The organism is Methylohalomonas lacus (genome assembly GCF_024808875.1).
In the GTDB taxonomy this organism is placed as follows: domain Bacteria; phylum Pseudomonadota; class Gammaproteobacteria; order Methylohalomonadales; family Methylohalomonadaceae; genus Methylohalomonas; species Methylohalomonas lacus.
Window position 1 is genome coordinate 230,860 of record NZ_JANUCT010000001.1, and the last position, 21,352, is coordinate 252,211.

19 protein-coding genes and 1 other RNA gene are annotated in these 21,352 nt (G+C 64.5%); 19 read left to right on the forward strand and 1 reads right to left on the reverse strand.

Translation table 11 applies throughout. The annotated features are described in order from the left end of the window. Nucleotides 1–5: 5 nt before the first annotated feature. The 19 genes from rsmI to lpxC all read left to right on the forward strand — a co-directional run bounded on the left by rsmI (nt 6) and on the right by lpxC (nt 20,865). A complete protein-coding gene (gene rsmI / locus J2T55_RS01165) occupies nt 6–851 on the forward strand; it encodes a 16S rRNA (cytidine(1402)-2'-O)-methyltransferase (RefSeq protein ID WP_259053693.1) in 846 nt (281 codons plus the stop codon). A 303-nt stretch (nt 852–1,154) separates the two neighbouring features. Then, nucleotides 1,155–1,509: RNase P RNA component class A (gene rnpB, locus J2T55_RS01170), an RNA gene on the forward strand. Between the two features lie 283 nt (nt 1,510–1,792). Next, nucleotides 1,793–2,251 carry a division/cell wall cluster transcriptional repressor MraZ gene (mraZ, locus tag J2T55_RS01175; protein ID WP_259053695.1) on the forward strand — a complete coding sequence of 153 codons (459 nt, stop codon included), beginning with the start codon at nt 1,793–1,795 and terminating at the stop codon, nt 2,249–2,251. Nucleotides 2,252–2,309: 58 nt separating this feature from the next. After that, nucleotides 2,310–3,254 carry a 16S rRNA (cytosine(1402)-N(4))-methyltransferase RsmH gene (gene rsmH, locus J2T55_RS01180; protein WP_259053698.1) on the forward strand — a complete coding sequence of 315 codons (945 nt, stop codon included), beginning with the start codon at nt 2,310–2,312 and terminating at the stop codon, nt 3,252–3,254. Further along, on the forward strand, nt 3,251–3,514 hold the full coding sequence (gene ftsL, locus J2T55_RS01185; protein WP_259053700.1) for a cell division protein FtsL: 264 nt from the start codon (nt 3,251–3,253) through the stop codon (nt 3,512–3,514). Before rsmH ends, ftsL begins: the two co-directional genes overlap by 4 nt. Beyond that, complete coding sequence (locus J2T55_RS01190; protein ID WP_259053703.1) at nt 3,511–5,274, forward strand: peptidoglycan D,D-transpeptidase FtsI family protein; 1,764 nt, start codon at nt 3,511–3,513, stop codon at nt 5,272–5,274. Before ftsL ends, J2T55_RS01190 begins: the two co-directional genes overlap by 4 nt. A 26-nt stretch (nt 5,275–5,300) precedes the next feature. Further along, a complete protein-coding gene (locus tag J2T55_RS01195) occupies nt 5,301–6,761 on the forward strand; it encodes a UDP-N-acetylmuramoyl-L-alanyl-D-glutamate--2,6-diaminopimelate ligase (RefSeq protein WP_259053749.1) in 1,461 nt (486 codons plus the stop codon). Then, nucleotides 6,758–8,110: a UDP-N-acetylmuramoyl-tripeptide--D-alanyl-D-alanine ligase gene (locus J2T55_RS01200; RefSeq protein ID WP_259053705.1), complete on the forward strand. Its 1,353-nt coding sequence runs from the start codon at nt 6,758–6,760 to the stop codon at nt 8,108–8,110. The genes J2T55_RS01195 and J2T55_RS01200 overlap by 4 nt, the downstream gene beginning before the upstream one ends. Next, nucleotides 8,110–9,195, forward strand: coding sequence for a phospho-N-acetylmuramoyl-pentapeptide-transferase (gene mraY / locus J2T55_RS01205; protein ID WP_259053706.1), 1,086 nt, complete (start codon nt 8,110–8,112; stop codon nt 9,193–9,195). Before J2T55_RS01200 ends, mraY begins: the two co-directional genes overlap by 1 nt. A gap of 33 nt (nt 9,196–9,228) precedes the next feature. After that, the gene (gene murD, locus J2T55_RS01210; RefSeq protein WP_259053707.1) at nt 9,229–10,590 is read left to right on the forward strand and encodes a UDP-N-acetylmuramoyl-L-alanine--D-glutamate ligase; all 1,362 of its coding nucleotides are present in this window, start codon (nt 9,229–9,231) and stop codon (nt 10,588–10,590) included. Further along, nucleotides 10,587–11,798: a putative lipid II flippase FtsW gene (gene ftsW, locus J2T55_RS01215; RefSeq protein ID WP_259053709.1), complete on the forward strand. Its 1,212-nt coding sequence runs from the start codon at nt 10,587–10,589 to the stop codon at nt 11,796–11,798. Before murD ends, ftsW begins: the two co-directional genes overlap by 4 nt. Further along, entirely contained in the window at nt 11,788–12,870 is a 1,083-nt protein-coding gene (murG, locus tag J2T55_RS01220) for an undecaprenyldiphospho-muramoylpentapeptide beta-N-acetylglucosaminyltransferase (protein WP_259053710.1), read from the forward strand. Before ftsW ends, murG begins: the two co-directional genes overlap by 11 nt. Further along, on the forward strand, nt 12,870–14,291 hold the full coding sequence (gene murC, locus J2T55_RS01225; protein ID WP_259053712.1) for a UDP-N-acetylmuramate--L-alanine ligase: 1,422 nt from the start codon (nt 12,870–12,872) through the stop codon (nt 14,289–14,291). Before murG ends, murC begins: the two co-directional genes overlap by 1 nt. A 110-nt stretch (nt 14,292–14,401) precedes the next feature. Continuing rightward, nucleotides 14,402–15,307: a UDP-N-acetylmuramate dehydrogenase gene (gene murB / locus J2T55_RS01230; protein ID WP_259053750.1), complete on the forward strand. Its 906-nt coding sequence runs from the start codon at nt 14,402–14,404 to the stop codon at nt 15,305–15,307. Continuing rightward, the gene (locus tag J2T55_RS01235) at nt 15,304–16,254 is read left to right on the forward strand and encodes a D-alanine--D-alanine ligase (RefSeq protein ID WP_259053714.1); all 951 of its coding nucleotides are present in this window, start codon (nt 15,304–15,306) and stop codon (nt 16,252–16,254) included. The genes murB and J2T55_RS01235 overlap by 4 nt, the downstream gene beginning before the upstream one ends. Continuing rightward, nucleotides 16,251–17,261, forward strand: coding sequence for a cell division protein FtsQ/DivIB (locus tag J2T55_RS01240; RefSeq protein WP_259053717.1), 1,011 nt, complete (start codon nt 16,251–16,253; stop codon nt 17,259–17,261). Before J2T55_RS01235 ends, J2T55_RS01240 begins: the two co-directional genes overlap by 4 nt. Before the next feature lie 4 nt (nt 17,262–17,265). Then, complete coding sequence (gene ftsA / locus J2T55_RS01245) at nt 17,266–18,501, forward strand: cell division protein FtsA (RefSeq protein ID WP_259053718.1); 1,236 nt, start codon at nt 17,266–17,268, stop codon at nt 18,499–18,501. 139 nt (nt 18,502–18,640) lie between these two features. Beyond that, nucleotides 18,641–19,774, forward strand: coding sequence for a cell division protein FtsZ (gene ftsZ, locus J2T55_RS01250; protein WP_259053719.1), 1,134 nt, complete (start codon nt 18,641–18,643; stop codon nt 19,772–19,774). Nucleotides 19,775–19,950: 176 nt separating this feature from the next. After that, nucleotides 19,951–20,865: a UDP-3-O-acyl-N-acetylglucosamine deacetylase gene (gene lpxC / locus J2T55_RS01255; RefSeq protein WP_259053721.1), complete on the forward strand. Its 915-nt coding sequence runs from the start codon at nt 19,951–19,953 to the stop codon at nt 20,863–20,865. Nucleotides 20,866–20,886: 21 nt separating this feature from the next. Here the strand turns inward: lpxC and J2T55_RS01260 are convergent, their stop codons facing one another. Beyond that, complete coding sequence (locus J2T55_RS01260) at nt 20,887–21,321, reverse strand: DUF721 domain-containing protein (protein WP_259053722.1); 435 nt, start codon at nt 21,319–21,321, stop codon at nt 20,887–20,889. Between the last annotated feature and the right edge of the window lie 31 nt (nt 21,322–21,352).

Genomic DNA, 21,352 nt, shown 5'->3' on the forward strand with positions numbered 1-21,352 from the left:
AGCCTATGACCGATCACGATGGTTGTCTTTACGTTGTTGCCACGCCTATCGGCAATCTGTCCGATTTCAGTGAGCGTGCGCGAACGATACTGGGCCAGGTGACGCAGATCCTGGCCGAAGACACGCGCCACAGCTACAGGCTGCTGAGCCATTATGCGATCACGACACCACTGCAGTCGCTGCATGAGCACAACGAACAGCAACGCATTGAACAGTTGCTGGCGCGGCTGACGGCTGGTGAATCGCTGGCGCTGATCAGCGATGCCGGCACACCGCTGATCAGCGACCCGGGCTATCGTCTGGTGCGGGCGGCGCAGGCTGCCGGTGTCCGCGTCGTCGCGATCCCCGGCCCGAGTGCGTTGACCGCTGCGCTGTCGGTCGCCGGCCAGCCGACCGATCGGTTCGTGTTCGAGGGCTACCTGCCGGCGAAGCAGGCCGCCAGGCGCGCACGCCTGGCCGAGCTGGTCGCGGAGCCGCGTACGCTGGTGTTCTACGAGACGCCGCACCGGCTGAGCGCCATGCTGGCTGACGCGGTGACGCAGTTCGGCGGCAGTCGCGAGGCGACCCTGGTCAAGGAACTGACCAAGCAGCATGAGTGCAGTATCGCGACGACGCTGGCCGGCCTGCAGGACTGGCTGGCGGCCGATGCCCGGCGCGGCCAGGGTGAATTCGTGCTCGTCGTCGCCGGCAATCCGCAACCGCCGGCGGCCGACGACCCACGCCCCCTGCTGCGCAGCCTGCTGGCGCACGTGCCGGTGAAAACGGCGGCAGCGATCGTCGCCGAGGTCAGTGCTCACTCCAAAAATGAAATTTATAAATTGGCGCTTGAGATGATGGAGGAACGCAGTTAGCGCAGTGCGCTTGGCGCACTGCGCGTATCTCGTTAGGGCTGCGCCCGTATCTCGTCGCTCGTGAAGCGTATCTCGGGGGCAGGACGCGAGCTTGACAGTATAACCCTGGCGGCCAAGCTTCATTGGCAAACGAGGAACGAGCAGTCGGCTTTGCCGGGTGAATGCTGGCCAGCTGTCGGCGATACACGATCTGAAGAATCGCGGATTTCAATCCGCTCCCACAATAACCGGGCCCAGCCAGTCACCCCTAGCTACGAGCACAGCTTGCAGCCAAACGCCGGCTGCGCCACACTGACGCCGCGGAAAGTCGGTCAGACAATCGCTCCGTGTTCACACGGGGAGGAAAGTCCGGGCTCCACAGGGCAGGGTGCCAGATAACCTCTGGACGGCGTGAGCCGATGGAAAGTGCCACAGAAAATATACCGCCGACATGTTCGGTAAGGGTGAAATGGTGCGGTAAGAGCGCACCGCGCAGCGGGCAACCGCTGTGGCAGGGTAAACCCCACCCGGAGCAAGACCAAGTAGAGGGGCCGGCGCTTACGAGCGCCGAGGCGCGGCCCGCGCCGCCCCCGGGTAGGTCGCAACAGGTGTGCGGTGACGCACATCGCAGATGAATGGTTGTCCCAGACAGAACCCGGCTTATCGGCTGGCTTTCCGCTCCTTCCTAAGTCGTCCTGAACAAGTCCTTCATTAGGGGCTGACTTTAACTTGTCTTCTCAAGTTAATGATATAAATAAAATTATTATTCCGGGTATTCGTCGAAAGTCAGGGATTCAACATAGTTTCCTCTCTAAGTTACTGTTCAAAAAGCGAGAATTCTTTCCGGGAATGCAAAAGTCTGCTTGACACCGTAGCGCCGCAGTTCCTATAGTTCTTTCAGTGGGGAATTGTGGGGCATTGTGGTAGTCCATTGAGTTTAGAATGCATTTCGGGAGAAGCGCGTGTTTCGTGGCTTAAGTTCACTCAGCGTCGACAGCAAGGGCCGGATCGCCGTGCCCAGTCGCTATCGCGAGCGTCTGGCCGGGATGGCCGAGGGCGCGCTGGTGCTGACCTTGAGTCCGCTGGACCGCTCATTGTGGCTGTATCCGCTGCCGGAATGGGAGCTGATTGAAGCCAAGCTCGCCGATCTGTCCGATTTCGACGTCCAGAGCCGCCGCACCAAGCAGATGATGCGCGGCTATGCCAGCGACTGCCAGCTCGACGGCCAGGGCCGCATCCTGCTGGCGCAAGAGCTGCGCGACTACGCCGCCCTGGGCAAGGAAGTCATCCTGCTTGGCCAGGGCAACAAATTCGAATTGTGGGATGCCGGTGTCTGGAACGAACAGCGCGATGCCTGGTTGCGCGCGGTGGGTGACGACGCCGGCGAACCTTCCGAGGCACTGCGATCACTGTCGCTATAAACAATGGCGGACGCGCGACGGTGATGGTCCATGACATAACGCTTGGCAGCGCTGGCTGATGGTAGTCAGCGACGCGCATGTACCGGTACTGCTGGATGCGGTACTGGCCGGGCTGGCAATGCGCCCGGACGGCCATTATGTCGACGCCACTTTTGGCCGCGGTGGCCACAGTGCCGCCATGATTGAACGATTGAATAGTCAGGGCCGGTTGCTGGCCCTGGATCGCGATCCGGAAGCGGTCGGTGCGGCACGCCAGCGCTACGCCGACGACAACCGAATCACAGTGACAAAGGCTTCATTCAGCCTGCTTGCGCAGGCGGTCGAGACAGCGGGAATGATGGGACAGGTTCATGGGGTATTAATCGATCTGGGCGTCTCCTCGCCCCAGCTCGACAACCCTGAGCGTGGCTTCAGCTTCACGCACGACGGCCCGCTCGACATGCGCATGGACCCGGGCGCCGACGAACCGGTGAGTGAGTGGCTGATGCGCGCGGAAGAGGCCGAGATCAAGCGCCTGTTGCGCGACTATGGCGAGGAAACGCACGCCGGTCGCATCGCCCGGGCGATCGCCAGGGCCCGCGAGCAACAGCCGATCACGCGTACCCATGAACTTGCCGACATCATCAGCGCAGCGGTGCCGAAACGTTTTCATGAACCGGGCCGGCATCCGGCGACCAAGACCTTTCAGGCGTTGCGCATTTTCATCAATGGCGAACTTGATGAACTGCGCGCGGTATTGCCGCAGACGCTGGATGTGCTTGCCGCCGGTGGTCGGCTGGTCATCATCAGTTTCCATTCGCTTGAGGATCGCATCGTGAAGCGTTTCCTGCGTGAAGCGAGCCGCGGTGATCCGTATCCCATCGATCTGCCGGTGCCGGCCGATGCCCTGCAGCCGCAGCTGAAGCTGGTTGGCGGCGTACACCGACCGACGCCGGCCGAAGTTGACGAAAACCCACGCGCGCGCAGCGCCGTGTTGCGCGTCGCCGAGAGGTGCGCGGCATGAAGACAACCCTGTTCTCCGCCCTGGTGGCCGCTGTGCTGATTTCGGCATTGCTGGTGGTGTATGCCCGCCATCAGTCGCGCGTGGTGTTCGTGCAGATCCAGACGCTGGAGAGCGAGCGTGACGCGTTGAACGAGGAATGGAGCCGCCTGCAGCTGGAGCAGAGCACCCAGGCCATGGCCAGTCGCATCGAGGGTCTGGCCCGCGAGCAGCTCGATATGCGTTCACCGAAGCCGGAACAGCTCGTGCTGGTGCCGCAATGAGCCGGCAGCCCGCCCTGCATCGCGACTTTGCCCTGCGCCGCTGGCTGGTGCTGATGGTTTTTGGCGTCGGTGTGCTGGTGCTGATCGGCCGCGCGGTGGACCTGCAGATCAAGCACAAGGATTTCCTGAAGAATCATGGCGACGCGCGCGCCCTGCGGGTGGTGGAGACGCCGGCGCATCGCGGCATGATCAATGATCGCCACGGCGAACCGCTGGCGATCAGTACCGCCGTGGAGTCGCTCTGGACGGTGCCACGCCAGCTGCTCGATGCGCCGCAACGCGATCAGCTGGCGACCCTGCTGGGGTACACGCCGGCCGGCCTGAAGCAGATGCTGGTCGAGCGGCTGGATCGCGAGTTCGTCTACCTGCGCCGGCATGCCGATCCCGAGCTGGTCGCACAGGTCAAGCAACTGAACGTTGCCGGCGTGTTCACCCAGCGCGAGTACCGGCGCTACTATCCCGGCGGTGAGGTCACCGCGCACCTGACCGGTTTTACCAACATCGATGACATCGGTCAGGAAGGTCTGGAGCTGGCCTATAACGACTGGCTGCAGGGCAAGCCCGGCGCCAAGCGCGTGCTGCGCGATCGCTACGGCCGCACGGTGGAAAACGTCGAAAGCATTCGCGAAGCGAAAGCGGGTCAGGCGCTGACCCTGAGTATTGATCGGCGCCTGCAGTACATGGCTTACCTGGAGCTGAAATCGGCGGTCAAGCATCACAATGCCCGAGCTGGCTCGATCGTCATGCTCGATGTCACCACCGGCGAAGTTCTGGCGATGGTCAGCCAGCCGTCGTTCAACCCGAACAACCGCGCCGGCCTGGAAACGGCGGCGTTACGCAACCGTGCCCTGACCGACGTCTACGAGCCCGGTTCTACCCTGAAGCCGTTCACCATTGCCGCGGCGCTGGAGTCCGGCCTGTACACGGCCGACCAGGAGCTGGATACCAATCCCGGCTATTACCGCGTCGGCGGTCATACCATTCGTGACCATCACAATTACGGCGTGCTTGACCTGTCCGGGGTGATCAAGAAATCGAGTAACGTCGGTGCCAGCAAGATCGCCCAGACCCTGCAGAGCGAACGCCTGTGGAACCTGTTCAACGAGCTCGGCTTCGGCAGTGTCACCGGCAGCGGTTTCCCCGGCGAGGCCAGTGGCCGGCTGGCCCTGCCGGCTGGCTGGTCGGAAGTTGAACTCGTGACCGCAGCGTTCGGCTACGGCCTGTCGGTAACCAGCCTGCAGCTGGCGCAGGCCTACGCCATGCTCGGCGCCGGCGGCGTGCTGCGGCCGGTATCGCTGCTGCGCCAGGATGACGAGGTGGCGGGCGAACGGGTGCTGCCGGAAAAGGTTGCCCGCCAGGTGGTACACATGCTCGAGGGCGTGGTGTCGACCGAGGGCACCGGCAGCCGCGCCGATATCAAGGGCTACCGGGTTGCCGGCAAGACCGGCACGGTGCGCAAGGCGGTCGCCGGCGGTTATGCCAGCGACCGTTACCTGTCGCTGTTTGCCGGCCTGGCACCGGCCAGCCGCCCGCGTCTGGCGATGGTGGTCATGATCGACGAGCCGCGCGGCGACGATTACTACGGCGGCCTGGTTGCGGCGCCGGTGTTTTCCAAGGTGATGGCCGACGCCCTGCGACTGCTGAACCTGCCGCCGGACGATCTGCCGGCGCTGTCGCCACAGTCGATCGCCCATAAGGGCGATGATCGCGATCCGGCGGCGGATAACGCCCTGTCGAAGATTGCGGAGTCGACGCAATGATGGCCGCCGAGACGCTGAAACCCGGCATGCCCCTGAGCCAGTTGCTGGCCGACTGGGCCAGCGTGCCGATCGCCGCCGATGTGCGCGTGACCGGCATCGCGCTCGACAGCCGCCAGGTCCGGCCCGGCGACGTGTTTGTCGCCTGCCGCGGCGAACAGGCCGATGGGCGCGCCTTCATAGCCGATGCCCTGCACGCCGGCGCTGTTGCCGTACTGCTGGAAGGCGAGGTGCCGGAAACGCTGGCCCGGCAGAATGTTGCCGCCGTCAGTGTGCCGGATCTGGCGCAGCAGGTTGGTGGCATCGCCGCACGCTTTTATGGCGATCCGAGCCAGGCCATGAATGTCATCGGCGTGACCGGCACGAACGGCAAGACCAGCATCACCAGCTACGTTGCCCAGGCCCTGGGTGCCGCCGTCGGCGATTGCGGTGTGTTCGGCACCCTGGGTTACGGTCGCTACCGGCAGCTGCAGCCGGCAGCGACCACGACACCGGACCCGATCACGTTGCAGCGGCTGCTGGCCGAACTGCACGCCGCGGCGATCAGCAACGTCGTCATGGAAGTCTCGTCGCACGCCCTGGCGCAGGGGCGTGTCGGCGGCACCGCCTTCGACATTGCCGTGTTTACCAATCTCAGCCGCGACCACCTCGATTATCATGCCGACATGGCGGACTACGCTGCGGCCAAGCGCCGGCTGTTCGCCTGGCCCGGCCTGCGCCATGCCCTGATCAACGTCGACGATGATTTCGGCCGGGCGCTGCTGCAGGAACAAAGCGACGCGCAGCGGCTGGCTTACAGCCTGGAAGACAGCAGTGCCGATCTGTACGCGCAGATCCGGGCGCGCGATCGCCAGAGCATGACCCTGGCGGTGACCACACCCTGGGGGCAGGGTGAATTCAGCGCGTCGCTCAGCGGTTCATTCAATGCGGCCAACCTGCTCGCCAGCCTCGGCGTACTGTGCCTGTCCGGCGTTGCATTCGACACGGCGCTGGCGTGCCTGGCGCAGATCCAGCCGGCACCCGGGCGCATGCAGTCGTTCGGTGGCGACGGTCAGCCGCTGGTCGTGGTCGATTACGCGCATACGCCGGCAGCGCTGGCGCAGGTATTGGCCGGACTGCGCGCCGATTGCGGCGGAGAACTCTGGTGCGTGTTCGGTTGCGGGGGCGATCGCGATCGCGGCAAACGGCCGCTGATGGCGCAGGCCGCCGAGGCGCATGCCGATCGGCTGCTGGTCACCAGCGACAATCCGCGCTTCGAGTCGCCGCAGCAGATTGTCGCGGAAATCTGCACCGGTCTGCAGCAGCACCGGCAGGTCCGCGTCGAGGTCGATCGCGCCGCCGCGATACGCCACGCCATCGAACATGCCGCGCCCGCCGATACGATTCTCATCGCCGGCAAGGGCCACGAGGACTACCAGGACATTGCCGGTGTGCGCCAGCCATTCAGTGACAGCCAGATCGTGCAGCAATGCCTGCGGGAACGGTCATGATCGCACTGAATACCGCCGAACTGGCACAGCTTCTGACCGCCCAGCAGCACGGTGGTGCCGCCGATTTTCGCGGTGCCTGCACGGACTCGCGCCAGCTGACCGGCGGCGAACTGTTTATCGCCCTGCGCGGCCCAAATTTTGACGGTCATGACTTTGTCGCCGCGGCGCAGTCGGCCGGCGCCAGCGCCCTGCTGGTGGAGCGCGTACTGGACAGCGAGTTGCCGCAGGTGGTGGTGCCGGATACGCGCCGCGCCCTGGGCACGCTGGCGGCCGCCTGGCGGCAGCGCTTTGACCTGCCGTTGATCGCGGTTACCGGCAGCAACGGCAAGACCACCGTCAAGGAAATGCTGCGCGCGATCCTCGGCAGTGCCGGTACGGTGTTGTCGACCCGCGGCAACCTGAACAACGATATCGGCGTCCCGTTGACCCTTTACGGACTCGGCGATGAACACGACTACGCGGTCATCGAGATGGGCGCGAATCACCCCGGTGAAATCGACTATCTCAGCCGCATCAGCCAGCCCGATGTGGCGCTGATCACGCAGTGTGCGCCGGCGCACCTGGAAGGGTTCGGCAGTATCGAAGGCGTTGCCCGCGCCAAGGCCGAGATCTTCAACGGTCTGGGGCCGCAGGGCTGTGCTGTGATCAATGCCGATGATGACTACGCCGGGCTCTGGCAGGAATGCAACAGCGAGCGCAAGCGCCTGAGCTTCGGCATCGATCGGCCGGCGGATGTGCACGCCGACAACATTCACATCGAGGCTGATGCCAGCAGCCGTTTCCAGCTGGTGACGCCGATCGGTCAGGCCGAACTGCGGCTGCCGCTGCCCGGCCGTCACAACATCATGAATGCACTCGCCGCCAGTGCCGCGGTGACGGCGCTGGGCTTCGAGCCGGCGGCGATCGCCGCGGCATTGGCTGAACTCGAGCCGGTGGCCGGGCGCCTGGCGCGCTATAGCGGTCCGGACGGCAGCCTGTTGCTCGACGACAGCTACAACGCCAACCCCGGTTCGCTGGCCGCCGCGATCGCAGTCGTCATCGCGCTGCCGGCACGGCCGTGGCTGGTGCTCGGCGACATGGGTGAACTCGGCGAGCAGGCCGAGGCCATGCACCGCGCTGCCGGCGAACAGGCGCACGCGCTCGGCATCGAGCGGCTCTACGCGGTCGGTGAACTGAGCCGCGCCGCAGTGGCCGGTTTCGGTGACGGCGGGCGCCATTTCGATGCGCTCGAGACATTGATAGACACGCTTCGGGATGAGCTCGGCAACGGCGTCGCCGTGCTCGTCAAGGGATCGCGTTCCGCCCGCATGGAACGCGTCATCGACGCCCTGACCCGGGAGACTGCCTGATGCTGCTGTGGCTGACCGAATACCTGACGCAGTTTTACAGCGGCTTCAACGTCTTTCAGTACCTGACGCTGCGCACCATTCTCGGCGTCCTGACAGCGCTGCTGATTGCGCTGATTATAGGGCCGTACCTGATTCGTCATCTGACGACTTACCAGATCGGTCAGAGCGTGCGCGACGACGGTCCGCAGACGCACCTGACCAAGACCGGCACGCCGACCATGGGCGGTTTGCTGATTTTGATTTCGATCATTATCAGCACCCTGTGCTGGGCGGATCTGACCAATCACTATGTCTGGGTGGCGCTGCTGGTAACGACGCTGTTCGGTGTCATCGGCTGGATCGACGACTACCGCAAAGTGGTCAACCGCGACCCGAAAGGCCTGCCGGCACGCTGGAAATACTTCTGGCAGTCGCTGTTCGGTCTCGGCGCCGCCATCGTGCTGTTCAAGCTGGCCGGTTCGCCGGCGGAAACGCAATTGCTGATTCCGTACGTGAAGTCGTTCAGCATTCCGCTGGGCATGATCGGCTTTCTGGTGCTGTGTTATCTCGTCATCGTCGGCTCCAGCAATGCCGTCAATCTCACCGACGGCCTCGACGGCCTTGCCATACTGCCGACGGTAATGATCGCCGGCGCGCTGGCCATATTCGCCTATGCCGGCGGCAACGCGCGCTTCGCCGAGTACCTGGATATTCCGTTCATACTCGGCGCCGGCGAGCTGGCGGTATTCTGCGGCACCATGGTTGGTGCCGGACTCGGCTTTCTCTGGTTCAACACCTACCCGGCCCAGGTATTCATGGGCGATATCGGCGCACTGGCACTGGGTGCGGCGCTGGGCGTGGTCGCCGTCATGGTGCAGCAGGAACTGGTGCTGTTCATCATGGGTGGCGTGTTCGTAATCGAGACCGTCTCGGTGATGCTGCAGGTGGCGTCCTACAAACTGACCGGCCGGCGCCTGTTTCGCATGGCGCCGCTGCATCATCACTACGAACTCAAGGGCTGGCCGGAACCGCGTGTCATCGTGCGCTTCTGGATCATCACCGTCATTCTCGTACTGGTTGGCCTTGCCAGCCTGAAGATCCGTTGATCGGCCGTGGCATTAACCGCAGACACAGATTCGATGATTGACAGCGACGCCAACCGCCAATTCGACAGTATGGTTATCGGCCTCGGCCTGACCGGGCTGTCGTGCGCGCGTTACCTGGCCAGTCGCGGCGAGCGCATTGCGATTGCCGACAGCCGCGCGCAGCCGCCACAGCTGGCGGCATTGCAGGACATGCTGCCGGATGTGCCGCTGTACCTCGGCGATCTGGCCGCTGCGCCGCTGCAGCGTGCCGGGCGCCTGATTGTCAGTCCCGGCCTGTCGCTGCAGGACCCGGCTATCGCCGCGGCGGTCGCCGGCGGTGTGCCGGCGCTCGGCGATATTGAACTGTTCGCCCAGGCACAGGCGGTACGGACGCGGCCGGTACCGGTGGTCGCGGTGACTGGCGCCAACGGCAAGAGCACGGTAACGACGCTGGTCGCGGCAATGGCGCAGGCGGCGCGGCGGCGGCCGGCGGCCGGCGGCAACCTGGCACCACCGGCGCTGGACCTGCTCGACGAGCCGATGGTCGACCTCTACGTGCTCGAGTTGTCGAGCTTCCAGCTGGAAACGACCCGGTCGCTGAACGCCAGCGCCGCGGTGGTCCTGAACATCAGCGCCGATCACATGGATCGCTACGCCGGGCTGGACGATTACGCTGCCGCCAAGGCGCGCATCTACGCCGGTGACGGCGTCATGGTGATCAACCGCGACGACCCGCTGGTGGCGGCAATGCAGGATCCGGCGCGCACCAGCCTCGCCTTTACGCTGGCCGATCCGGGTGACGATGACAGCGTCTTCGGTCTGCGCGACGGCTGGCTGGTGCGCGGCAGCCGGCGCCTGCTGCCGGTGGCCGAGGTGTCGCTCAAGGGGCAGCACAATCTGGCCAATGCGCTGGCGGCGCTGGCGCTGGGCACGGCCACGGGCCTGCCGATGCTGGCGATGCTGGAAACGCTGCGCAACTATGCCGGGCTGCCGCATCGCTGCCAGTGGATCGCACGGCGTTGCGGTGCCGACTGGTATGACGATTCCAAGGGCACCAACGTCGGTGCCAGCGTTGCCGCCATCGAGGGTCTGGCCGGCAGCAACGATACCATTCTCATCGCCGGCGGTGACGGCAAGGGTGCCGATTTTAGCGCGCTCGCCGCGGCCGCCCGTGGCCGGGTGCGCGTCGCCGTGGTGCTCGGTCGCGATGCCGAACGGATCGCTGCCGTGTTGGAGAACGATATTCCGGTCGTGCGTGCCACCGACATGCCGGCGGCGGTCGCCGCCGCCGCCGAACAGGCGCACACGGATGACAAGGTATTGCTGTCGCCGGCCTGTGCCAGCCTCGACATGTTCCGCGACTACAAGCAGCGCGGCGAAGTCTTCGCCGCCTGCGTACGGGAGCTGGACGCATGAGCGCGGTGCTGAAACGCCAGCAGGCCGCACCCGGCCCGGCGACGCGGCGTACGCCGGCAACGCCGCTGGCCGGTTACGATCCATGGCTGCTGGGCGTGGCCCTGCTGCTGCTGGCTCTGGGCCTGGTCATGGTGGCGTCGGCGTCGATCACGATCGCCGACCGCAGTTTCGATGCGCCGCTGCACTATTTCTGGCGCCAGAGCTTCGCCGCCGTGCTGGGTATCGCCTTGGCTGCCGCGGCCATGCGCCTGCCCCTGAAACTGTGGGAGCAGACCAGCCTGGCGCTGTTGCTCGCCGGCCTCGGCCTGTTGCTGCTGGTGTTGATTCCGGGACTGGGCGTTGAGATCAATGGCGCCATGCGCTGGATCCGGCTGGGTCCGGTGAACCTGCAGGCATCGGAGCCGGTGAAACTCTGTGTCATTGTTTATATGGCCGGTTATCTGGTGCGTCAGGCCGAGGCCATGCGCGCGACCCTGTCCGGTTTCATCCGCCCGGTGCTGGTGCTGACGCTGGTCGCGGCGCTTCTGCTGCTACAGCCGGATTACGGCGCGGCGGTGGTGCTGTTTGCCACCGGGCTGGGCATGATGTTCCTCGGCGGCGTGCCGCTGGGGCGCTTCTTCGCCTGGATGGGCGTCGCGGCGGCGGCATTGATCAGCCTCGCCATCCTGTCGCCGTACCGCATGCAGCGCCTGATGAGTTTTACCGACCCGTGGCAGGACCCCTACAACACCGGCTTTCAGTTGACGCAGGCGTTGATCGCCTTCGGTCGCGGCGACTGGTTCGGTGTCGGCCTCGGTGGCAGCGTGCAGAAACTGTTCTACCTGCCGGAGGCACACACCGACTTCGTCTATTCGGTCATCGCCGAGGAACTCGGTTTTGTCGGTTCGACCGTGGTGATCCTGCTGTTCTGCTTCATCGTCCGGCGCGCGTTCACGATCGGTCAGCTGGCCATTCAGGCCGGCCAGGCGTTCGCCGCTTACCTGGCCTATGGCATCGGTCTGCTGATCGGCATCCAGACGTTCATCAACATCGGCGTCAACATGGGCATTCTGCCGACCAAGGGCCTGACCCTGCCGTTATTGTCCTACGGCAGCAACAGCCTGGTCATCACCTGCCTGATGATCGGTCTGCTACTGCGTATAGACTACGAAACCCGGAACAGCACCCGCGCCCGCGTACCGGCGAAGGCAGGTCGGCATGGTGGCTAAGGTGCGCATATTGATCATGGCGGGGGGCACAGGCGGCCATGTGTTCCCCGGTCTTGCCGTAGCCGAAACGCTGCGCGAGCAGGGCCATGAAGTCGTCTGGCTGGGTACGCACCGGGGGCTGGAAAACCGGCTGGTGCCGGCGGCCGGTCTACAGCTGGAACGCATCAGCATCAGCGGCCTGCGCGGCAAGGGCATGCTGTCGCTGCTGGCAGCGCCGGTCAGGCTGCTGCGGGCACTGTGGCAAAGCCTGTTGCTGTTGCGACGCCTGAAACCGAACGTGGTACTGGGCATGGGCGGCTTCGTCAGTGGGCCCGGCGGCCTGGCGGCCTGGCTGCTGCGACGGCCGTTGTGCCTGCACGAGCAGAACGCCGTCGCCGGCCTGACCAATCGCCTGCTGAGCAGGTTCGCGGTGCGGGTTATGGAAGCCTTTCCCGGTGCCATGCCGGCCACGGCCCAGGCCTCCGCTGTCGGCAACCCGGTACGCCGCACGCTGCATGAACTGCCGGCACCGGAGACGCGCCTGACCGGGCGCGACGGCCCGCTACGCCTGCTGGTGATCGGTGGCAGCCAGGGCGCGCGCAAGCTGAACCAGGCCGTCCCGGCAGCCCTCGGCCAGATCGGCGCGGCGCCCGCTATCGAAGTCTGGCACCAGACCGGCGAAGCCGACCGCGATCTGGTGCGTCGCAATTACGCGACGCTGTCCGTACAGGCACGCGTCGATGCCTTCGTCGAGGATATGGCTGCCGCCTACGCCTGGGCGGACCTGGTGATCTGCCGCGCCGGCGCCCTGACCCTGACCGAGCTGACGGCCGTCGGACTGGGTTCGATCCTAGTGCCGTTCCCGCACGCCGTCGACGATCACCAGACCGTCAACGCCCGCTGGTTGAGCGACAACGACGCCGCGATCCTGTTACCGGAGCCGGAACTTGCCGCCGGCACGCTGGCGGCGCGGCTGCGCGAACTCGCCGGCGACCGTCAGCACCTGCAAGGCATGGCCGTGAACGCGCGTGCGCTGGCGCGGCCGGACGCCGCCGCCGAGGTTGCCGCCATTTGCCTGGAGGCCGCCGCCTGATGCCGGTCGGACACGATCACACCATGGGCCGGGTACGGCATATCCACTTCATCGGTATCGGTGGTGCCGGCATGGGTGGCATCGCCGAGGTGCTGCACAATCTCGGCTACACCGTCTCCGGTTCGGATCTGTGCGCCAACGCCATGACCCGACACCTGCAGCAGCTTGGCGTCAATATCCTGCAGGGGCACTCGCCGCGGCATATCGCCAGCAGCGACGTGGTGGTGATCACCAGCGCCGTGCAGCCGGACAATCCCGAATTGCTGGCGGCACGCCAGGAGCGTATCCCGGTTGTGCCACGCGCCGAGATGCTCGCCGAGCTGATGCGCTTCCGCCAGGGTATTGCCATCGCCGGCACCCACGGCAAGACGACGACGACCAGCCTGATCGCCAGCGTGCTGGCCGAGGCGGAACTCGATCCGACCTATGTCATCGGCGGGCTGCTGAACAGTTCCGGCACCCACGCCAAGCTCGGTACCGGCCGCTACTTCGTCGCCGAGGCCGACGAGAGCGACGCCTCGTTCCTGCACCTGCAGCCGGTACAGGCGGTGCTGACCAACATCGATGCCGATCATCTCGGCACCTACGGTGGTGACTACGCCAACCTGCGCGAGCATTTCATCGAATTCATCCACCGGCTGCCGTTCTACGGTCTGGCGGTGGTCTGCAATGACGACCCTGGCGTGCGTGACATCCTGCCCGACGTCGGCCGCCAGGTGTTGACCTACGGTATCGACGCCGAGGCCGATATACAGGGCCGGCTGTTACGCCAGGAGGGTAGCCGCACCTGGTTTGCCGTGCGCGGCGCCGGCGCTGACGACTGGATCGAGTACGAACTCAACCTGCCGGGCAAGCATAACGTCATGAATGCGCTGGCGGCGGTGGCCGTGGCCACCGAACTGGAGCTCGACCCGCGGGCGATCGCCCGTGGCCTGACACAGTTCCAGGGCATCGGCCGGCGCCTGCAGGTGCTGGGCAGGCTCGATGTCGACGGCAACGAAGTGCTGCTGATCGACGACTACGCCCACCATCCGCGCGAGTTGGCCTGCACTATCGAGGCAGTGCGCCACGGCTGGCCGGGCCGGCGGCTGGTGGTGATTTTCCAGCCGCACCGTTACACGCGCACGCGCGACCTGTTCGAGGACTTCAGCCGCGAGCTGTCCGAGGTCGACGTATTGCTGATGACCGAGGTCTACCCGGCCGGTGAAGCGCCGATAGCCGGTGCTGACAGCCGTTCCCTGTGTCGCGCGATTCGCCTGCGCGGCCAGGTCGACCCGCTATTCATTGAACAGCGCGACGCGATCTTCAGCCTGCTGCCGGGCCTGCTGGCCGACGGCGACATCGTGCTGCTGCTCGGCGCCGGCGACATCAGTTCGCTGGCACCGGAACTGAAACGGCGTTACGGCGGTGAAACGGATTGAGCGATCGGGAAACGATGCGACATGTCAGAGCAACCACGCATGCAACGGCGGCCACGCGCGGCGCCATCGATGTACGCGATCTCAACAGCGTTCACGGCGCGGTGGATGTCATGAGCCTGCGCGGTGAACTGCGGCTGAACGAATCGCTGGCGCGGCATACCTCGTGGCGGGTCGGCGGACCGGCGGATCGTTTCTACGTGCCGGAAGACGTCGCCGCGCTGAGCGAATTTCTCGCCAGCCTGGCAGCGGACGAGCCGCTGACTTTTATCGGTCTGGGCAGCAATCTGCTGGTCCGCGACGGCGGCGTGCGTGGCAGCGTCGTCTCGCTGGCACGGTTGCCCGAGGAGTTGCAGCACAGCGGCGATCTGAACCTGACCGTCAGTGCCGGCGTGGCCTGTGCCAAGGTGGCGCGTTTCGCCGCCGATGCCGGTCTGACCGGGGCCGAGTTTCTCGCCGGCATACCCGGCACCATGGGCGGTGCCCTGGCGATGAACGCCGGTGCCTGGGGCGGCGAAACCTGGGCCATCGTCGACTGGGTCGAGACGCTGGATCGCCATGGCCGGGTCCAGCGCCGCGGTCGCGATGATTTCCGCATCGGTTACCGCAGCGTGCGTGGCCCGCGCGACGAGTGGTTCCTGCGCGCCGGTCTGGTGCTCGCGCCGGACCGCCAGGGCCAGGCGCGGGCGCGGATTCGCGAACTGCTGGCGCAGCGTGCCGCCAGCCAGCCAATGGGCCAGCCGAGCTGCGGTTCGGTATTCCGCAATCCGCCCGGCGATCACGCCGCCCGCCTGATCGAGGCCTGCGGCCTGAAGGGTTTCAGCGTCGGCCGCGCCCGGGTCTCGGACAAGCACGCCAATTTCATCATTAACACGGGCGCTGCCACGGCAGCGGACATCGAGGCGCTCATCGAACACGTTCAGGAAGCGGTACGGCTGCAGACCGGTGTCGAGCTGATCGCCGAAGTGCGCATCATCGGCGAAGCCGCCGCGCCCACCAGCGAGGAAGACAGGCTGTGAGTCGTTTGCCGGAACAATACGGAAAGGTCGCGGTACTGCTGGGTGGCACCTCCGCCGAGCGCGAGATATCGCTGAAGAGCGGCAACGCGGTGCTGGCGGCGTTACAGGCCGCCGGCGTCGACGCGCAGGCGATCGATCCGCGCGACGGCTTGTTCGCGCCGCTGCAGGCCGGCGGTTTCGACCGCGCCTTTATCGCCCTGCACGGCCGCGGCGGCGAGGACGGCCTGATCCAGGGCGCGCTCGAATGGCTCGGCCTGCCGTACACCGGCAGCGGCGTGCTCGGTTCCGCCATCGCCATGGACAAGCTGAAGACCAAGCAGATATGGCTGCAATCGGACATCCCGACGCCGCCGCACGCGGTCGTCACCAATGCCGGCGAGCTGGTCGCGTTCGCCGAGCAGGTCGGTTATCCGCTGGCGGTCAAGCCGGCGCACGAAGGCTCGAGCATCGGCATGTCGCGGCTGGAAAGCGCCGCCGATGCCGAGGCGGCCTATGCCGCGGCGGCCGGCTGTGACGAGGTAGTGCTGGCCGAGCGCTGGATCCAGGGCACCGAGTACACCGCCAGCATCATCGGCGAGCAGGTATTGCCGCTGATCCGGCTGGAAACGCCACGCACGTTTTACGACTTCGAGGCCAAGTACCTGGCGGATAACACGCAGTACCACTGTCCCGCGGGGCTCGACGCTGCGCGCGAACAACAGCTGGCGGATCTCTGCCGGCGTTCGTTCGCCGCGATCGGTGCCGGCGGCTGGGGCCGCGTCGACCTGATGCTCGACACCGCCGGCGAGCCGTGGTTGCTGGAAGTGAATACGGTGCCGGGCATGACCGATCACAGCCTGGTGCCGATGGCCGCCAGCCAGGTGGGCATGGACTTCGCCGCGCTGGCGCTGCGCATTCTCGATACGACCTTCGACCGGCCGTTGCTGGCCGGGCGGGAGACGCCATGAGTACGCTGGATCCGCTCAGCGATTTCCACCTGCCGGGGCCGGCGGCGCGCGACGACGATCACGATCGCGATACCGCCGATCTGCACCTGCGTGGTCGTGATGATGCCGCGCCTGCGACACAGGCCGATGCGTCTGCCGAGGTGCCGGAACATGATTTTGAGGCCGCCGCGGCCATGGACGACTTTGATGACGTCGCCGATGGCGCCGCGGATACCGATGTCGATAGCGCGGTGGACGTCGATGGCGGGGCGCCGGTCGCTGCGGCCGGCAGCCGGCGCGGCAGCCTGGCGACCGCGGCCCTGATCGCCGCCGGTCTGATCGGACTGGGCTGGTATCTGGCGCAGCCGGAAACGCTGCCAATTAAACAGGTGAGTGTTGAAGGCGAGTTTCGTGAACTGAGCCGGCAGGAATTACAGGCGCTGGTAAGCAACGAACTGCAGGGCGGCTTCTTCAGCGTCGACGTCAGCGCCATACGCAATGCGCTGACGGCCAATGCATGGGTCAGCGATGTGCAGGTCCAGCGGGTCTGGCCGGATGCATTGAAGATCGCGGTGCGTGAACAGGTGCCGCTGGCGCGCTGGAACGACACGGGCCTGGTCAACGCCGCCGGTGACTACTTTGAGCCGCAGTCGGTCAGTGGTTTCAGCGATTTGCCGCAGATTAACGGCCCGGCCGGCCAGCAGGCCCAGCTCAGCGAACGCCTGCAAGAGCTGCAGCAGACCCTGGGCGAACTGCAGCTTGCGGTACGCGAGCTTAACCTGAGCGAACGCCGGGCCTGGTCGTTCACCACCACCGGGGGGCTGCATGTGGTTCTCGGTCGGCAGGATTTCGACACCCGGCTGCAACGTTTTGTCGAATTGGTAGCGACCAGTCTCGGCGAGCGGCTGGACAGCGCGGCTTACATCGACATGCGTTACACCAACGGCTTTGCCGTGCGTTTCAACGACGCCGCGGCCGAGGGCAAAGATAACGCCAGTAAAGATAACGACGGTAACGGAGCAGCTTAACGGCATGGGCAGAAAAACGGACAAGAACCTGATCGTCGGACTCGACATCGGCACCTCCAAGGTGGTGGCGATCGTCGGGGAAATCGTCGGCGAGGATGAGGTCGAGATTATCGGTATTGGCTCGAACCCGTCGCGCGGTCTGAAACGCGGCGTGGTGGTCAATATCGAGTCGACTGTGCTTTCGATCCAGCGCGCCATCGAGGAAGCCGAACTCATGGCCGGCTGCGAGATTCACTCGGTCTACGCCGGCATCGCCGGCAGTCATATCCGCAGCCTGAATTCGCACGGCATCGTTGCCATCCGCGACAACGAGGTTACGGCCAGTGACGTCGACCGGGTCATCGACGCCGCGCGCGCGGTGGCCATCCCGGCGGACCAGAAGATCCTGCACATTCTGCCGCAGGAATTCGTCGTCGACTCGCAGGAAGGCGTGAAGGAGCCGATCGGTATGTCCGGCGTGCGCCTCGAGTCCAAGGTGCACATGGTTACCGGCGCGGTCAGCGCTGCACAAAATATCATCAAGTGCGTGCGCCGCTGCGGATTGGAGGTCGACGACATCATTCTCGAACAGCTGGCCTCGAGCCAGTCCGTGTTGACGGATGACGAGAAGGAACTGGGCGTGTGCCTGGTCGACATCGGCGGCGGCACCACCGACATCGCGGTGTTCACTGAGGGTGCCATCCGCCATACGGCTGTTATTCCCATCGCCGGCGACCAGGTCACCAACGACATCGCGGTTGCCCTGCGCACGCCGACGCAGCACGCCGAGGACATCAAGATCCAGTACGCCTGCGCGCTGACCCAGCTGGCCAGCCCCGACGAGACCATCGAGGTGCCCAGCGTCGGCGACCGGCCGGCGCGGCGGCTGGCGCGCCAGACCCTGGCGGAGGTCGTCGAGCCCCGCTACGAGGAACTGTTCACGCTGGTGCAGGCGGAACTGCGGCGCAGCGGCTTCGAGGACATGATCGCCGCCGGCATCGTACTCACCGGCGGCAGCGCCAAGATGGAAGGTGCGGTCGATCTGGCCGAGGAGATTTTCCACATGCCGGTACGTCTCGGCGTACCGCAGTACGTCACCGGTTTGTCCGACGTCGTTCGCAACCCCATCCATGCCACCGGCGTCGGTTTGTTGCTGTTCGGTTTACGCCAGCAGCGCGAGAGTCTGCCGAACTTCCAGTCGGAAGGCGGCCTGAAGGGCGTCTGGGAACGCATGAAGGGTTGGTTCCAGGGCAATTTCTGATGGTTCTTTTGAAAACAGGCAAGGATTGGCGGGCAACGGGATGGCAGCGGACATACAGCGTAGGCAAACGGTTTGAATTCACACAGGCAAGCGGCAGCTCAACAAATTCAGTAGTAAGGCTTCGAGGAGGAATCGAGTCATGTTTCAACTAGTCGATGCAGACAATCAGGCAGCAGTTATTAAAGTCATCGGCGTTGGCGGCGGCGGCGGTAACGCCCTGCAGCATATGGTCAACGCCAATATCGAGGGCGTGGATTTCATCTGCGCCAATACCGACGCCCAGGCGCTGAAAAATTCCACAGCGAAAACCATGCTGCAGCTGGGCAGCAATATCACCAAGGGCCTCGGCGCCGGCGCGGATCCGGATATCGGCCGGCAGGCGGCGCTGGAAGACCGCGATCGCATCATGGACGTGCTGGAAGGCGCCGACATGGTGTTCATTACCGCCGGCATGGGCGGTGGCACCGGCACCGGCGCGGCGCCGATCGTCGCCCAGGTGGCGAAGGAGATGGGCATACTCACCGTCGCCGTGGTGACGCGGCCGTTCAGCTTCGAGGGCAAGAAGCGCGGCGCCGTGGCCGATGACGGCATCAAGGAACTGACCGAGTACGTCGATTCGCTGATTACCATCCCCAACGAGAAGCTGTTGATGGTGCTCGGCGAGACAATCAGCCTGCTGGACGCCTTCAAGGCCGCCAACGACGTGCTGCTCGGCGCGGTCCAGGGTATCGCGGAACTCATCACCCGGCCGGGACTCATAAATGTCGACTTCGCCGACGTGCGCACGGTCATGTCCGAGATGGGCATGGCGATGATGGGCTCGGGCAAGGCCACCGGCGAGGATCGCGCCCGCAAGGCCGCCGAATCGGCGATTTCCAGCCCGCTGCTGGAGGACGTCAACCTCTCCGGCGCGCGCGGCATCCTGGTGAATATCACCGCCGGCATGGATATGTCGATCGGCGAGTTCAATGAGGTTGGCAACGCGGTCAAGGAGTTCGCGTCCGATAACGCCACAGTGGTCGTCGGCACCGTGATCGATCCGGCCATGGAGGGTGATCTGCGCGTGACCATCGTCGCCACGGGTCTGGGCGTCGCCCGCGAGGAAGAAGCGAAGCCGAAACTGGTGCAGGCCGCGGGTGCCGAGGTCAATTACCGCGACCTGGATCGGCCCACGGTGATGCGCAACAAGGGCGACAGCCATGACTCGAAATCGCTGGAATCGGACCCGGACTATCTCGACATCCCGGCTTTCCTACGGCGCCAGGCGGATTGAGAGCCAGGTCACAGATACACCAAAAAATGCTGGATAATTATTGAATTACAGGCAGATTACGTCATAGGTATAGTAGATAACTACTTGACAGTGCGGGGGATTGTGGCTGAAACTGCTGCACTGCGGGGTAATAGAGGGAGCCATCGGGAATGGCTTAATGGAGCTTTTAGAGCGTAATGATCAAACAGAGAACATTGAAAAATGTTATCCGCGCCACCGGCGTGGGTTTACATACCGGTAAAAAAGTCTACCTCACCCTGCGACCAGCAGCGGTCAACACTGGCATTATTTTCCGTCGCGTCGATCTTGACCCGGCTGTGGAAATACCGGCGCGTCCGCATAATGTCGGTGATACCCGTCTGTCGACGACCCTGACTAACGGTCAGGTACGCATCTCGACCGTCGAGCATCTGCTGTCGGCCTTTGCCGGTTTTGGTATCGATAATGCCTATATCGATGTCAGTTCCGACGAGGTGCCGATCATGGATGGCAGCGCCGGTCCGTTTGTCTTTTTGATTCAGTCTGCCGGCGTCATGGATCAATCGGCGCCGAAGCAGTTTTTGCGCATCAAGAAACCGATTACGGTTGAAGACGAGGACAAGTGGGTCCGTTTCGAACCGTTTGATGGTTTCAAGGTCGGTTTCACCATCGAATTCAATCACCCGGCTTTCAACGAAAGGAACTGTACCGCCGAGATCGACTTCTCGACCACGTCTTTCGTGAAAGAGGTCTCGCGTGCCCGCACCTTCGGCTTCATGCGTGATGTCGAGTTGCTGCGCGAAAACAACCTGGCGCTGGGTGGTAGCCTCGACAATGCCGTCGTGGTTGATGATTACCGTATTCTCAACGAGGATGGCCTGCGTTACGAGGACGAGTGCGTCAAGCACAAGATCCTCGACGCTATCGGCGATCTTTACCTGCTCGGGCACAGCCTGATCGGTGCTTTCACCGGTTACAAGTCCGGCCATGAACTGAACAACCGAATTCTGCGCGACCTGTTGGCCGACGAGGAAGCCTGGGAATTGGTCAGCTTCAAGGACGAGGTTGAAATGCCCATTTCCTTCATGCAACCGATTCCGGCCAGCTGGTAACAGCGCGGCTGCCGGCAGCGGTCAGTTCTCCGCCAGCCGCAACAGTGTTTGCCGGAGATCGGGGTCATCGGTGCTTTCCGCGACTTGGCGCAGTAGCGCTGAGGTGGCGTCGGACAGCCCCTGCGAGCGGTGCTCGGTGAGCGCATCAGGGGAATTGTTCGCGGGTGGCCGCGCCTTGACGCGGATCGTGTCAATTGCGCCGAGTGTGGTATCGTCTTGGAAAATCTTCAGCAGCGCCGCCGTTTGAAAGCGTAGCTTGGCGGCCCAGGCCGGGGATTTGGTATACAAAGTCAGGACGCCGTCGGCACAGGCGGCCACCTGGCAGTTTTCAGCCAGCGCCGGGGGCAAGTGTTTTTCCAGTTGCGCCTGCAGCCTTTGCAGCGTCTTGGCATGACTGACAATGCGCTGTACTTGCGGGTTGCGGCGTAACAGGGCACTGAGATTCTGGTTTGACATGCGGCTTGTCTTTGGTCCCGGGACAATGATG